Below are 13,076 nucleotides of genomic sequence, written 5' to 3'. Positions count from 1 at the left end.
TTATGAAAGAGAAGATAAATAAAACCAACGTAGCGCGGCTGCTTGACAAGGCAAAAATTGCTTATCAGTTAGTACCGTATGAGGTAGACGAGAATGATTTGAGTGCTATTCATGTAGCAGAACAACTGGGTGAAGACATTGAACAAGTATTCAAAACGTTAGTTTTGCATGGTGATAAAAGTGGCTATTTTGTATGTGTTATTCCCGGAGATCATGAAGTTGATTTGAAAAAAGCAGCAAAAGTATCCGGCAATAAAAAGTGTGAGATGATTCCTATGAAAGAATTACTACCCTTAACCGGTTATATTCGCGGCGGCTGTTCTCCTGTTGGTATGAAAAAACATTTTCCAACCTACATCCATTGTACGGCTCCACAATTTGATAAAATATATGTAAGTGCCGGGCAACGCGGACTGCAAATACAAATCTCCCCTACCGATCTGATCAAGGAAACCCAGGCTACAGTTGCTGATCTGATTGCTGTGTCGGAAGAAGAATAGCTTTTACCGGCCTCGTTTATAAAGAAACGAGTGCCAACGTTCTTCTGTCCCACCCTGACAGAATATGTCATACCGTGCCATAGCGAAAAACAAATCGGATAAGCGATTTACGAACTGCATGATAAGAGGTGGAACCGGATCTTTACGATTCAATGTACATAAACGGCGTTCGGCTCTACGTACAATTGTACGGGCCAAATGCAAATGTGCGGATACAGAAGTACCTCCCGGCAATACGAAATAGCTGTTCTCTCCCATTTTTTCTGACAACATATCTATCTGTTTTTCACAAAAAAGGACTAGGTCTTCTGATATTTTATTGGGATTCTTTACCCGGATTGCGGAAGGAGTTGCCACATTAGACATAACTGTCATCATTTCTCTTTGAATTCTTCCCAACAATTCCTGCCATTCATGTTCGCCTGGAAGTAATGTCCGGACAATCCCTATCTGGGCGTTCAATTCATCCAATGTTCCATTGGCTTCTATCCGTATGTCATCTTTATCCACCCGCTCTCCACCATGAATGCCGGTATGACCTTTGTCTCCTCCTCTTGTATAAATTCTCATTTTATTTTTCTTTCAGATAATTAATAAACCAAGTATTTAGGGATGAATCTCCCCAATATAAGTGAGTATAACCGGCCAATACATTTTTATAACGATATAACGGAGTATCTGCCTCCTTCCCTTTTGCCGTATAAGCTTTTGCTACCGAATGTAAAGTATCTGCCAGTGGGAATGTGTGAGAATAATGAAACTCGTGTCCTTTTAATTCATATCCATTATACAGTAAAGTGCGATAACCCAGAGTTAGTTTCATATTTTCCATTGTTGCTTTTTGTGGCAATAGGTCGGCCATCGGATAGCTTTTTCCATCCATTCCTACTATATGTTTGCAGAGATACATCATCCCCCCACACTCGGCAAGCAGCTTCCCTCCGTTTTCAGCATAAGATTTTATTGACGCCAGCATAGAATAATTCTTACTGAGCTTTTCAAGATATAATTCCGGATATCCTCCCGGCAAATAAACGAAGTCGGCTTCCGGCAGACATGTATCTTTTAGTGGACTGAAATAGGAAATACTCCCTATGCGGTTCAAGAACCGGAGGTTTTCTTCGTATGCAAAATTAAATGCTGCATCCTGAGCAACAGCAATACGGAAATTTTCATTTATTGGTGCAATATTTTCTTTAATTTCAGAGAGTACATTGCATGGCGTTAACTCAAGTAGACGATCTATGTTTACATATTGTTCTACCATGTCGGCTATTCGATCGGCAAACGATTCAAAGCAGAAATCATTATCAAGCGAGAGCCCTAAATGCCTGCTGGGAATATTTATATCCGGTTGTTTAGGCAAATATCCCAAGGCTTCTACTCCTACATCCTTGCAAGCCCGCTTCAAATATTCGTAATGTGTATCTGACGACACAAAATTAAAGACGGCACCAACCACTCTGACTCCTTTGTAAAAGTGTTTGAAGCCGTATAAAAGGGCTGCGGAAGAATAAGCTGTACTTTTAGCATTTACAATTAAAACAGCCGGAATATCCAATAAATGTGCAACTTCGGCACTGCTTCCTTTCATACCGTCAAAACCGTCAAACAGTCCCATAACTCCTTCGGTTATTGCAATATCGGCATCAGATGTATACCGGCTATATAGTTCTTGCATGTGTTTTTCGGACATCATAAAATAGTCCAGATTTATAGATGGGCGTCCTGATGCCATTGTATGGTGCTGGGTGTCGATATAGTCCGGTCCGCATTTGAAAGGTTGTACTTGCATACGGCGTTTCTTCAATGCCCGTAATAATCCTAATGTAAAAGTAGTCTTTCCACTCCCTGAAGAAACTCCTCCGATTAGTAAATGATATTTCATATCGTACATTTTAAGCAAATATAGACAAAATTCATTTTATAGTAACATCCTTATATTACCTTTGTATTGTTATTTATAATATATGAATTATAACGGTCTTATAACAGCAAGTTTAGTGGGATTGCTATTAACTGTAAGTTCTAGAAGTGTAGCACAACATGTAATAGACGAAAGAACCTATGTGGATGACTCAACGCGTGTTCGTTTATCATTATATTCTCCTCCTAACCGTTTTCAGCAAATAACAGATAAAATCATTTCCAATAAAGCTTTTCAGATGACTTATATAGGAGTTCCTCTGATTGTTTCCGGTTTGATTGTGAAAGGAGAAGATGATCATTTTCATGACTTACGTAATTCTTACATTCCTTCGTTCAGTAATCATTATGACGATTATTTGCAATATGTTCCAGCTGTGGCTATGATTGGACTTAAAATAGGTGGTGTTAAAGGAAGAAGTTCTTGGGGAAGAATGTTAGTATCTGATGCTTTTACTGCTGCTTTAATGGGCATATCGGTAAATGCTTTGAAATACAGTGTCCATGTAAAACGGCCAGACGGCTCTAAGAATAATTCTTTCCCTTCCGGCCATACGGCTATGGCTTTTATGACAGCTACCATGTTGCACAAGGAATACGGACTTACCCGAAGCCCATGGTATAGTGTCGGCGCATATTCTATAGCTTCCGCTACAGCTGTTTCCCGAATGATGAATAACAGGCATTGGCTTTCAGATGTGATGGTTGGTGCCGGAATTGGCATTTTATCTACAGAACTTGGTTATTATCTGGCCGATTTGATCTTCAAAGAGAAAGGAATTATCAGAAATAACCTTAGCTTTGAAAATTTCGATTATAAACGCAATCCTTCTTTTTTTGGTCTGTATATGGGATTTTCGTTAATGCCCACCCGGTTTGCGCTTTCTCCGACAGTGAATTTAAAAGCATCTCCGGGAAGTACAGCCGGATTTGAGGGCGCGTGGTTCATGAACCGGTATTGGGGAATTGGTGGACGTCTTTTAGCGACTAGCATGCCATTGTCTCTAACAGCGCCTTTGTCAAAGTCTATTCCTGTTGAAATAGCAAAGCGTGTAAAAAGATTACAATCCGACCCTCTTGATATTGCAAGTATTCATGTAGGCCCTTATGTCTCTTATCCTCTGACAGATCGCTTCCTGGCGGGAGCTAAAATATTAGTGGGATGCAACCTTGTACCGTCCAATACAATCTCAGTTTTATATATAAGTGAAAGCGGAGAAGAAAAAGAACGTGCAATAGCTAATGTGAAAACTAATTTTAGTGTCAGTTATGGCACAGGTGCCTCTTTGACATATATCGTAAAGCAAAATCTTAGTGTGAGAGTATTTATAGATTATAACTGTTCTCCTTCCCGGTTTGTTTCTTATTCGACTAACCTGAAAGGAGAAGCAGTACAATATGAAACTCATAAAACATTAAACGCTCTGGCTTTAGGAGCTTCGGTTAATGTTATGTTGTGGTAAAAGTCTAATATTGTTCTTTTTCGTTTGGAAAATCCTGTGTCTTCACATCCTCTATGTATGCTTGTACGGCACGGGTTATTTCTTCGGCAAGGTTTGCATAACGACGTAAAAAACGAGGCGAGAAACCTTGATTTATACCTAACATGTCATGCATTACCAAGACTTGCCCGTCTACTCCATTTCCTGCACCAATGCCAATAACCGGAATTGTTAGTTCGGAAGCTACACGAGCGGCTAATGCAGCCGGTATTTTTTCTAATACCAAAGCAAAACAACCTACTTCTTCTAATAAATGAGCGTCATCAATTAGTTTCTGGGCTTCTGCCTCTTCACGGGCACGAACAGTATAAGTACCAAATTTATTAATGGACTGAGGAGTTAATCCCAAATGCCCCATAATAGGAATGCCGGCACATAAAATACGTTCAATAGACTCTTTCACTTCGGACCCACCTTCCAGCTTGATGCAATCGGCATGTGTTTCTTTCATTACGCGGATGGCAGAAGCCAATGCTTCTTTTGAGTTCCCCTGATAGGTCCCGAACGGAAGGTCTACAACTACAAGAGCACGTTTAACCGCTTTCATCACAGACTTACCATGATAGATCATCTGATCCAGCGTAATTGGTAAGGTCGTTGTGTTACCTGCCATTACATTAGATGCAGAATCTCCCACCAAAATTACATCCATACCTGCCTGATCTATCAGTGTAGCCATTGAAAAATCGTAAGCTGTCAGCATTGAGATTTTTTCTCCGCGCTGCTTCATTTCCATCAGGCGATGGGTTGTTACCTTTCTATTATCCTCTAAGTCCCTTTTTGCAACTGACATAATTTTTTCTTTTAGTGTTACAGTCGGCAAAGGTACGGATAATACTTTTACAAAATATAAATAAAGAAAAATCATCAGTATCACTTTTATAAATCATCCCGATGATTTTATAAAATGATCGGGATAATTTTTACCGGACAAAATAACCTTATATCTTTGCTTTTATAATATGAGAATAAGATATGAAAGCAAAAATCAATGAAGACTATTCAATCCGCGAAGCAACTTTGGAAGATGCAAAAACAATCTGGCAGGCAATAGACCTGCATAGAGATTATCTGAAAACATGGTTACCATTTGTTCCTAAATTGCATACGGTTGAAGATGAAGCAGCTTTTCTGCATGCAACTCTATCAGTTCCATATCAAGACAGAAATATCGTATTTATGATAGAGAAGGGAAACGAATTTTGCGGTCTTATTGGTTTTGTAAATACGGATAATGTTAATCACCGGACAGAGATTGGCTATTGGTTGTTGCCTGAGTATCAGGGACAGGGAATAATGACACAAAGTGTAAAATACCTTAGCCGGTGGGCTATCCGCGAACGAAATATGCACCGTGTCCAGATATGCTGTGCTGTAGGTAATCATCCTAGTAACGCAATCCCCCAACGCCTTGGTTTTAAAATGGAAGGTACCATCCGTCATGGAGAACTATTATCTTCCGGCGAATATGCAGATATAAACATATATGGTATTTTGGAGAGAGAAATATAATTTTGAAAACAATTATGGAACAAGAGATCCAACTTAACGAACACAACAAGCAAGAATATCCCCCTATGCACACCGCTGATTTTAACCCATCCTTAAACGATATTATCATTTTTCAAACGGAAGATGGAGAAATTAAGCTGGATGTCAAAATGGAAAAAGATACCGTTTGGTTGACTCAAGCGCAAATGAGCGAGTTATTCCAAACAGACCGTACATCTATTGTGCGTCATATAAACAACATTTACAAAAGCCATGAACTAGAGATAGAATCAACCTGTGCAAAAATTGCACAAGTTCGTACAGAGGGGAAAAGGAATGTAACCCGATATATTCCTTTTTACAATTTAGATATGATAATATCGGTCGGTTATCGAGTTAATTCGATACGTGGCACCCAATTCCGTATCTGGGCCAACAAAATATTGAAAGACTATCTTATTAAAGGTTATGCCATCAACCATAAGATAAAATTAGAACATTATCAAGAGCTGAAAAACATCGTTCGCATCCTCGGTAATACGCTCAAAAACCAAGAACAACTAACATCCGACCAGTCCAAAGGTTTATTAGCTGTCGTAACCGATTATGTCTATGCTCTCGATACTTTAGATAAATACGATTATCAGCAACTCATCATCGAGGATACGACAAAAGGAGATAGATTTCATGCTACATATGAAAACGCAATGGAAGCCATTCGAAGCCTAAAAGGGAAATTCGGGGAAAGCGAACTGTTTGCACATGAAAAAGACCAATCATTCAAAAGTTCGATTTCAACCATTTACCAGACATTCGATGGCATAGAACTTTATCCCAGTATTGAAGAAAAGGCAGCCATGCTACTTTATCTGGTAACAAAGAATCATTCTTTCAGTGACGGTAATAAACGAATTGCAGCTATGCTATTCCTTTGGTTCATGGAAAAAAACGGAATACTCTATCATCCAGGCGGAAAAAAACGTATCGTTGATAATACATTAGTCGCCCTCACCTTAATGATTGCAGAAAGCCGTACAGAAGAAAAAGACATTATGGTAAAAGTAGTAGTAAATTTAATCAATCAAAATAATTAATATGGAACAAGAGATCCAACTTAACGAACACAACAAGCAAGAATATCCCCCTATGCACACCGCTGAACATATTTTAAATCAGACAATGGTGCGTATGTTTGGGTGTCCGCGCTCAAAGAATGCACATATCGAGCGGAAAAAGAGTAAATGCGATTATCAACTTACGGAAGAACCGTCTGCAGGGATGATGGCGGAAGTAGAACAACAGGTCAATATAGTAATTGATCAACATCTGCCCGTAACAATCGACTATATGTCTCGAGAAGAAGCCGGAAAAATTGTAGATTTAAGTAAATTACCCGAGGAAGCAAGCGAAACACTACGTATTGTAAGGGTTGGAGATTATGATGCTTGCGCCTGTATCGGGACTCATGTAAACAACACATCCGAAATCGGCCATTTTAAATTGCTTAATTACGATTATGCCGAAGGACGGCTTAGATTGAGATTCAAACTGACCGAATAATTATATAAATGTAACACCTAAATAAAATATTTTTGTGTAAGTTTGCACGCGGTTAAACGATACATTTTAATACAGAATTTAAATACAATAGTTATGCAAACAATTGACAATTTCAATTTTGCCGGAAAAAAGGCATTTGTAAGAGTTGACTTCAACGTTCCTTTGGATGAAAACTTCAACATCACAGACGATACTCGTATGCGTGCTGCTCTTCCTACTTTAAAGAAGATCTTGGCTGATGGTGGTAGTGTAATTATCGGTTCTCACCTGGGTCGTCCAAAAGGCGTTACTGACAAGTACTCTTTGAAACATATTCTGAAACACCTTTCTGATTTATTAGGTGTAGAAGTTCAGTTTGCTAATGACTGTATTGGCGAAGAAGCCGGCGCTAAAGCTGCTGCTTTAAGACCGGGCGAAGCATTGTTGCTTGAAAACCTTCGTTTCTACGCAGAAGAAGAAGGCAAACCGAGAGGTTTGGCTGAGGATGCTTCCGATGAAGAAAAGAAAGCTGCCAAGAAAGCCGTTAAAGAAAGCCAGAAAGAATTCACAAAGAGATTAGCGTCTTATGCTGATTGCTATGTAAACGATGCATTCGGTACAGCCCACCGTGCGCATGCTTCTACGGCATTGATTGCAGACTATTTCGATACAGACAATAAGATGTTCGGTTACTTGATGGAAAAAGAAGTGAAAGCCGTTGAAAAAGTAATGAACGATATTGCTCGTCCGTTTACAGCTATCATGGGTGGTTCTAAGGTTTCTTCAAAAATCGAAATCATCGAAAACCTGTTGAATAAGGTAGATAACCTGATCATCACTGGTGGTATGACTTATACTTTCACTAAAGCGCAAGGTGGCAAGATTGGTAATTCTATCGTTGAAGACGATAAGTTGGATCTTGCTCTTGATCTGATAAAGAAAGCAAAAGAAAAGGGTGTAAATCTTGTATTAGCCGTTGATGCTAAAATAGCCGATTCATTTAGCAACGACGCTAAAACTGCTTATGCGAACGTAAATGAAATTCCTGATGGTTGGGAAGGCCTTGATATAGGTCCTAAGACGATAGAAATCTATGCCGATATTATCAAAAAGTCTAAAACAATCCTTTGGAACGGTCCTACAGGCGTGTTCGAATTTGAAAACTTCACAGACGGTTCACGTGCAGTAGGTAACGCTATCGTAGAAGCTACTAAGAATGGTGCTTTCTCATTAGTAGGCGGAGGCGATTCTGTGGCATGTGTTAATAAGTTCGGTTTGGTAGATGGTGTGTCTTATGTATCTACAGGTGGTGGTGCTTTGCTGGAAGCAATCGAAGGTAAAGTTCTTCCGGGTATTGCTGCTGTTAAGGGCGAATCTTATAAATAAGAAAAGTTCATATAAATAAAATAAGGGTAGACATCACGTCTACCCTTATTTTTTCTCCCCCTAATAAATCTATTGTTAGAGCTTTATGTCTGTAACAAGCGGCAAGTGGTCTGACGCCATTGGTTCATTAATAGACACGCTCTGAGTAACGTTATATTTGTAACCTTTCTGCTTCAATCCCCAAACATAATCCAAGCATACTCTCGGAGTGTCGGATGGATAAGTAATGAAGCTTTCGCTACTCAATAGATCAAATTTACTTTTCATAATCTCTACCGGCTTACTACCCGGTTTCGCATTGAAGTCTCCCCCTATCAATACTGGTTTCTTTATTCCTTCTAACTCTTTAATTAAAATACCGGCCGATGTTACACGGTCTTTTTCTACCAACGAAAAATGCGTACTGCATACAACATAATCTTTAAAATCTGAAATGATTAATAAACGGGGTTCTTCGTCGCCCGGCAAAGGTACTTTCCGGATACTCTCCGGTTTGGTTCTGGTAAGCATACCTATGCCATATTTGCCTTTGGAACGGTCTACTGCATGACCGAAGATTGGGTACATACCTGTTAATTCCGATAATTGCATAATTTGATTTGCCCAATTAACCCTTTCTGTTACACTATCCACTTCCTGAAGAGCAACAACGTCAGGATTAACACGTTTGATTACTTCTGCAACCCGTGCGATATCCACTTCGTTATCCATCCCTATGCCAATGCGGATATTGTAACTCATAAAACGTAATGAAGATGGAGCTTTAGGCTTAATATCACCGTAAGATACTTTATCACGTACATCCTGTGCATACATTCCATTCAATGAAGAAAAGCCTACTAAAGCAACAGCCAATGTTTTGAATAGTGATTTAATCATAATAGTATTCTCCTTTTTGAAACATTCAGTTATCTATTCTTAAACCTAACCAACCTATTAGATTTAAATATAACACCTTTTATATTGTAAAACATTTTACAATAACAGACGGACAAATATAATAAATTTATTTATTAAAGCAAATATGTTAGGTGTATATTTTAAATAGATTGCTAAGCCTGGACACCCATTAAATAAGTGGCCTGAATGGCGCGGTCATCTCCTAATATCTGTAAACCGAAGAGTTTATTTTCTATGTTCCATTTTCCAATACGTACCAGATGCTCTTTGCGTAATTGCTGGGATGAGGTAGAAGCATAATCCACTACAATGAAATCGGCATTACAACCGGGTTTAAAATTTCCTATCTCATTTTCCAGATGTAAAGCTTTTGCACAGCCTAATGTACATTTGTATAATAATTCCAACGAAGATATAGGATAGCCGTTTAATTGCTGTACTTTGTAGGCTTCGCCCATAGTACGCAGCATTGAAAAGGAAGTTCCACCTGCTACGTCGGTGGCTAATGTAGTTTGCAAATTATAATAATTGGCTTGGGGCATATTGAATAGTCCGCTTCCTAGGAATAAATTGGAAGTCGGACAATGAGCTATAATAGCTTTGGCAGAAGCCAAACGTTCACATTCTTTTGTTGATAAATGAATACAATGCCCGAAAACCGTATGATCTGTCAGCAATCCTGTTCGTTCGTAAACTTCCAGGTAATCCGAGTGTTCCGGGCATAATGAAAGCACGGAAGCTATCTCGTCTTTATTCTCTGATAAATGGGTTTGTATATAGGTGTCCGGATATTCGGCATGCAAACGTCCGGCACTTTCTAATTGGTCCTGCGTACTGGTGATAGCAAAACGAGGAGTAATGACATACCGGTTACGTCCTTTCCTATGCCATGATTCTATTAATGAACGCGTTTCTGTTTCTCCTTTTCCGGTTGTGTCTAATATGTTTTCGGGGGCATTTCGGTTCATCAGTACTTTACCTGTCAGCATACACATATTGTATTCGGATGCTATGGCAAAAAGGGATTCTACCGATATAGGATGTACAGTTGCATAGGCCATACATGTAGTCGTACCATTCTTTAATAGCTCCCGGATGAAAAAACGAGCTATTTGTTCGGCATGTTCAGGCGAAGAAAATGCTTCTTCGGCCGGAAAAGTATAATCATTCAGCCAATCCAGCAACTGGCAACCATACATACCTATAATTTCTGATTGGGAGTAATGAATATGCGAGTCGATAAAACCCGGCATAATCAATTTACCCGAATAATCTGTTACGGGGATTCCCTGATAACGGGTATGTATTACATCATAATTACCTGACTCTACAATCTTCCCTTCGGAAACTACTAGTATTCCGTCCGGGTAGTAATAATAAGCATCTTTCCTTTCTAATGGAGAATCTGTAAAATAAAAAACTTCTCCACGAAATAACCGTATGTCTTTATTCATTTTCTACCTCGTCTAAATCTTTATTTTATTGGTTCTACGTGTAAACCGATATGAGTAGCAGAACCAAATCGTTGGCGAAGCTTTCTTTCTATTTCACACATAATTGTATGAGAACGTGCAACTGTCATCTGGCCATCCATACGAATATGTACTTCAATTGCAATATCATTCCCTATACGGCGCGTGCGCAAATTGTGAGGATCTTTTACCTCCGGAGATTCAGTAACTATAGAAAGAATTTCGTCTTCGACCTCTTTTGGCAACGACTTTTCTAATAAATCATTAATAGCCGGCATTACCAATTCAAATGAAACCTTAACAATGAAGATACTCACTATAACAGCAGCCAATGGATCCAAAACGCGCCATTTCTCACCTAAAAGAATTGCTCCACCAATACCTACCATGGTCCCTATAGATGAAAAAGCATCCGAACGGTGATGCCATGCATTAGCAATAACTGCCTGACTGTTCTGGCGTTTACCTACTAAGATTGTATACTGATAAAGTACTTCTTTTATGATAATTGAAACAATGGCTGCTATCAACGCAATGTTACCGGGACTTTCCAATGTTTCGCCTCTGAAATAAAAGTCGTATATCTTATTGGCTCCTTCCCAAAAGAGCCCTACTCCTACACATAACAAAACAATACCGATAATTGATGTGGCTAATGTTTCATATTTGCCATGTCCATAATCATGGCTTTCATCTTTCGGCTTGGAAGATATATTAACGAAAAGCAATACAATCATATCCGTAACAAAATCGGATAACGAGTGTACGGCATCGGCAATCATAGCACTACTATGCCCTGCAAATCCGGCAATAAATTTGAAGATAACTAATAGAAAGTTCCCTACGGAGCCAACCAGCGTTACCTTCATTATCTCTTTTTTACGAGTTTGAATTTCCATAATAAAGACATTAAATAGAGCTCCAAAGATAGGGAATAGTTAGGTGGAAATAAATAACAGTTGACGTGTAAATGGCAAAAAGAGCTTCTCAACTCAACCATTTCCCATGTCAACTGTATAATTTTTAAAGCAAATCTGATGCCAATTCGGATAATTGGCTGCGTTCTCCTTTTATAAGGTTGACGTGAGCAAATAATTCTTGTCCTTTCATTTTATCAACCATATAAGCTAAACCGTTACTCTGGGCATCCAGATAGGGTGAATCTATTTGTTGGATATCTCCGGTGAATACCATTTTTGTGCCTTCTCCTGCACGGGTAATAATTGTTTTTATTTCATGAGGAGTTAAGTTTTGAGCTTCGTCTATAATACAGAATGTCTCAGATAAACTGCGTCCGCGGATAAATGCTAATGCCTCGATGACCAGTTGATTATTCTTTTGTAAATCATCAATCTTGCGCGTATCCGGGCTTCCGGGTGCAAATTGGGCTTTAATTACATTCAAATTGTCGAACAAAGGTTGCATATAGGGGGCTACTTTCTGTTTTTCATCCCCCGGAAGGAATCCTATATCTTTATTTGCTAAAGCCACTATAGGACGAGCCAGTAATATCTGCTTATATATATTTGCCTGTTTTAAGGCAGAAGCTAAAGCTAGCAAAGTCTTTCCGGTACCTGCCTTTCCTGTTAATCCTACCAGTTTAATATTCGGATCATTCAATATTTCAAAAGCGAAACTTTGTTCCGCATTACGAGGTTGAATACCGTAGTTTGTACCTTTGTCTACCTTCTTTATTTTATCCGTAAATGGATTATAACGAGCTAGTACAGAGTTTCGTACACTCTTTAATATAAAGCATTCATTCGGATCCAGTTTTGATTTGATTTCCAGTAAATCGGAATCAACACCGTCTGCTGAAGAATATATTTTATCAATTAAATCGGGATCAATATTCTCATAAGTATCCTGGGCACGTTCAAAAATATCTACATTAATTACTTTATCCGTAATATAGTCTTCAACCTGAATACCCAGTGAACGGGCTTTCATCCGCAGGTTTACATCTTTGGTAACAAGTATTGTTTTGATCTTCGGATTCTTTTCCGCAATAGATAATGTGCAGGAAAGAATGCGGTGGTCTGCCGTCTTTTCCGGAAATGAAAGAGCTATTTTCTCCTGGTATTTATCCCCGGTTACAACATGAAGTGTTCCTTTTCCCGGCCCTAATGAAGCTCCTTTCAAAAAGAGATCGTTGCTGGTTAATGCATCCAGTTCGCGTACAAATTCACGCGCATTATAATTTATCTGGTCGCTTCCCTTTTTAAACTTATCCAGTTCTTCAAGCACCACAATAGGTAAATAAATATCATTCTCCTGAAAGTTCTCAATACATTTGTAATCGTGCAGGATAACATTGGTATCAAGCACAAAATTCTTCTTTGCTCCCATAACCTTTCGAT

General features: G+C 38.9%; 13 protein-coding genes. 6 read left to right on the top strand and 7 right to left on the bottom strand.

The features are described from left to right. Nucleotides 1-2: 2 nt before the first annotated feature. Nucleotides 3-500 (top strand): Cys-tRNA(Pro) deacylase, encoded by a 498-nt coding sequence (gene ybaK, locus CTY47_RS15375; protein ID WP_099465669.1) that lies wholly within the window; start codon nucleotides 3-5, stop codon nucleotides 498-500. A gap of 3 nt (nucleotides 501-503) precedes the next feature. Here ybaK and CTY47_RS15370 read toward each other — a convergent pair whose 3' ends face one another. Together CTY47_RS15370 and CTY47_RS15365 are read right to left on the bottom strand one after the other, a co-directional pair. Continuing rightward, on the bottom strand, nucleotides 504-1,070 hold the full coding sequence (locus tag CTY47_RS15370) for a cob(I)yrinic acid a,c-diamide adenosyltransferase (protein ID WP_099465668.1): 567 nt from the start codon (nucleotides 1,068-1,070) through the stop codon (nucleotides 504-506). Between the two features lies 1 nt (nucleotide 1,071). Next, nucleotides 1,072-2,388 (bottom strand): cobyrinate a,c-diamide synthase, encoded by a 1,317-nt coding sequence (locus CTY47_RS15365; protein ID WP_099465796.1) that lies wholly within the window; start codon nucleotides 2,386-2,388, stop codon nucleotides 1,072-1,074. Nucleotides 2,389-2,470: 82 nt separating this feature from the next. On the opposite strand from CTY47_RS15365, the gene CTY47_RS15360 reads away from it, so the two are divergent. Continuing rightward, nucleotides 2,471-3,889: a phosphatase PAP2 family protein gene (locus CTY47_RS15360; RefSeq protein ID WP_099465667.1), complete on the top strand. Its 1,419-nt coding sequence runs from the start codon at nucleotides 2,471-2,473 to the stop codon at nucleotides 3,887-3,889. A 4-nt stretch (nucleotides 3,890-3,893) separates the two neighbouring features. On the opposite strand, the gene panB is transcribed toward CTY47_RS15360, so the two are convergent. Then, the gene (gene panB, locus CTY47_RS15355) at nucleotides 3,894-4,721 is read right to left on the bottom strand and encodes a 3-methyl-2-oxobutanoate hydroxymethyltransferase (protein ID WP_099465795.1); all 828 of its coding nucleotides are present in this window, start codon (nucleotides 4,719-4,721) and stop codon (nucleotides 3,894-3,896) included. A gap of 182 nt (nucleotides 4,722-4,903) precedes the next feature. On the opposite strand from panB, the gene CTY47_RS15350 reads away from it, so the two are divergent. From CTY47_RS15350 to CTY47_RS15335, 4 genes are all read left to right on the top strand, one after another. Next, nucleotides 4,904-5,440 carry a GNAT family N-acetyltransferase gene (locus CTY47_RS15350; protein ID WP_099465666.1) on the top strand — a complete coding sequence of 179 codons (537 nt, stop codon included), beginning with the start codon at nucleotides 4,904-4,906 and terminating at the stop codon, nucleotides 5,438-5,440. A 65-nt stretch (nucleotides 5,441-5,505) separates the two neighbouring features. Beyond that, the gene (gene rhuM, locus CTY47_RS15345; RefSeq protein WP_233202219.1) at nucleotides 5,506-6,513 is read left to right on the top strand and encodes a virulence protein RhuM/Fic/DOC family protein; all 1,008 of its coding nucleotides are present in this window, start codon (nucleotides 5,506-5,508) and stop codon (nucleotides 6,511-6,513) included. Between the two features lies 1 nt (nucleotide 6,514). Further along, nucleotides 6,515-6,979: an alanyl-tRNA editing protein gene (locus tag CTY47_RS15340; RefSeq protein WP_099465664.1), complete on the top strand. Its 465-nt coding sequence runs from the start codon at nucleotides 6,515-6,517 to the stop codon at nucleotides 6,977-6,979. A gap of 93 nt (nucleotides 6,980-7,072) precedes the next feature. Then, on the top strand, nucleotides 7,073-8,344 hold the full coding sequence (locus tag CTY47_RS15335; RefSeq protein ID WP_099465663.1) for a phosphoglycerate kinase: 1,272 nt from the start codon (nucleotides 7,073-7,075) through the stop codon (nucleotides 8,342-8,344). Nucleotides 8,345-8,419: 75 nt separating this feature from the next. Here the strand turns inward: CTY47_RS15335 and CTY47_RS15330 are convergent, their stop codons facing one another. The 4 genes from CTY47_RS15330 to CTY47_RS15315 form a co-directional block, all read right to left on the bottom strand. Next, nucleotides 8,420-9,223: an endonuclease/exonuclease/phosphatase family protein gene (locus CTY47_RS15330; protein ID WP_233202213.1), complete on the bottom strand. Its 804-nt coding sequence runs from the start codon at nucleotides 9,221-9,223 to the stop codon at nucleotides 8,420-8,422. Nucleotides 9,224-9,396: 173 nt separating this feature from the next. Beyond that, entirely contained in the window at nucleotides 9,397-10,698 is a 1,302-nt protein-coding gene (guaD, locus tag CTY47_RS15325; protein WP_099465662.1) for a guanine deaminase, read from the bottom strand. Between the two features lie 20 nt (nucleotides 10,699-10,718). Beyond that, entirely contained in the window at nucleotides 10,719-11,615 is an 897-nt protein-coding gene (locus CTY47_RS15320; RefSeq protein ID WP_099465661.1) for a cation diffusion facilitator family transporter, read from the bottom strand. Nucleotides 11,616-11,739: 124 nt separating this feature from the next. Beyond that, entirely contained in the window at nucleotides 11,740-13,065 is a 1,326-nt protein-coding gene (locus CTY47_RS15315) for a PhoH family protein (protein ID WP_099465660.1), read from the bottom strand. Nucleotides 13,066-13,076: the final 11 nt, after the last annotated feature.

The organism is Parabacteroides provencensis (assembly GCF_900232875.1).
Classification (GTDB): Bacteria; Bacteroidota; Bacteroidia; order Bacteroidales; family Tannerellaceae; genus Parabacteroides; species Parabacteroides chinchillae.
Note: the sequence above shows the minus strand (reverse complement) of the source record. Positions and strands in the feature narration are given on the sequence as shown.

Excerpts from the sequence above, each read along its gene's own strand:
- CTY47_RS15365 (WP_099465796.1), bottom strand. The coding sequence starts at position 2,388 with ATGAAATATCATTTACTAATCGGAGGAGTTTCTTCAGGGAGTGGAAAG.
- rhuM (WP_233202219.1), top strand. The coding sequence starts at position 5,506 with ATGCACACCGCTGATTTTAACCCATCCTTAAACGATATTATCATTTTT.
- CTY47_RS15335 (WP_099465663.1), top strand. The coding sequence starts at position 7,073 with ATGCAAACAATTGACAATTTCAATTTTGCCGGAAAAAAGGCATTTGTA.
- CTY47_RS15340 (WP_099465664.1), top strand. The coding sequence starts at position 6,515 with ATGGAACAAGAGATCCAACTTAACGAACACAACAAGCAAGAATATCCC.
- guaD (WP_099465662.1), bottom strand. The coding sequence starts at position 10,698 with ATGAATAAAGACATACGGTTATTTCGTGGAGAAGTTTTTTATTTTACA.
- panB (WP_099465795.1), bottom strand. The coding sequence starts at position 4,721 with ATGTCAGTTGCAAAAAGGGACTTAGAGGATAATAGAAAGGTAACAACC.
- CTY47_RS15350 (WP_099465666.1), top strand. The coding sequence starts at position 4,904 with ATGAAAGCAAAAATCAATGAAGACTATTCAATCCGCGAAGCAACTTTG.
- CTY47_RS15330 (WP_233202213.1), bottom strand. The coding sequence starts at position 9,223 with ATGATTAAATCACTATTCAAAACATTGGCTGTTGCTTTAGTAGGCTTT.
- CTY47_RS15315 (WP_099465660.1), bottom strand. The coding sequence starts at position 13,065 with ATGGGAGCAAAGAAGAATTTTGTGCTTGATACCAATGTTATCCTGCAC.
- CTY47_RS15360 (WP_099465667.1), top strand. The coding sequence starts at position 2,471 with ATGAATTATAACGGTCTTATAACAGCAAGTTTAGTGGGATTGCTATTA.
- ybaK (WP_099465669.1), top strand. The coding sequence starts at position 3 with ATGAAAGAGAAGATAAATAAAACCAACGTAGCGCGGCTGCTTGACAAG.
- CTY47_RS15320 (WP_099465661.1), bottom strand. The coding sequence starts at position 11,615 with ATGGAAATTCAAACTCGTAAAAAAGAGATAATGAAGGTAACGCTGGTT.
- CTY47_RS15370 (WP_099465668.1), bottom strand. The coding sequence starts at position 1,070 with ATGAGAATTTATACAAGAGGAGGAGACAAAGGTCATACCGGCATTCAT.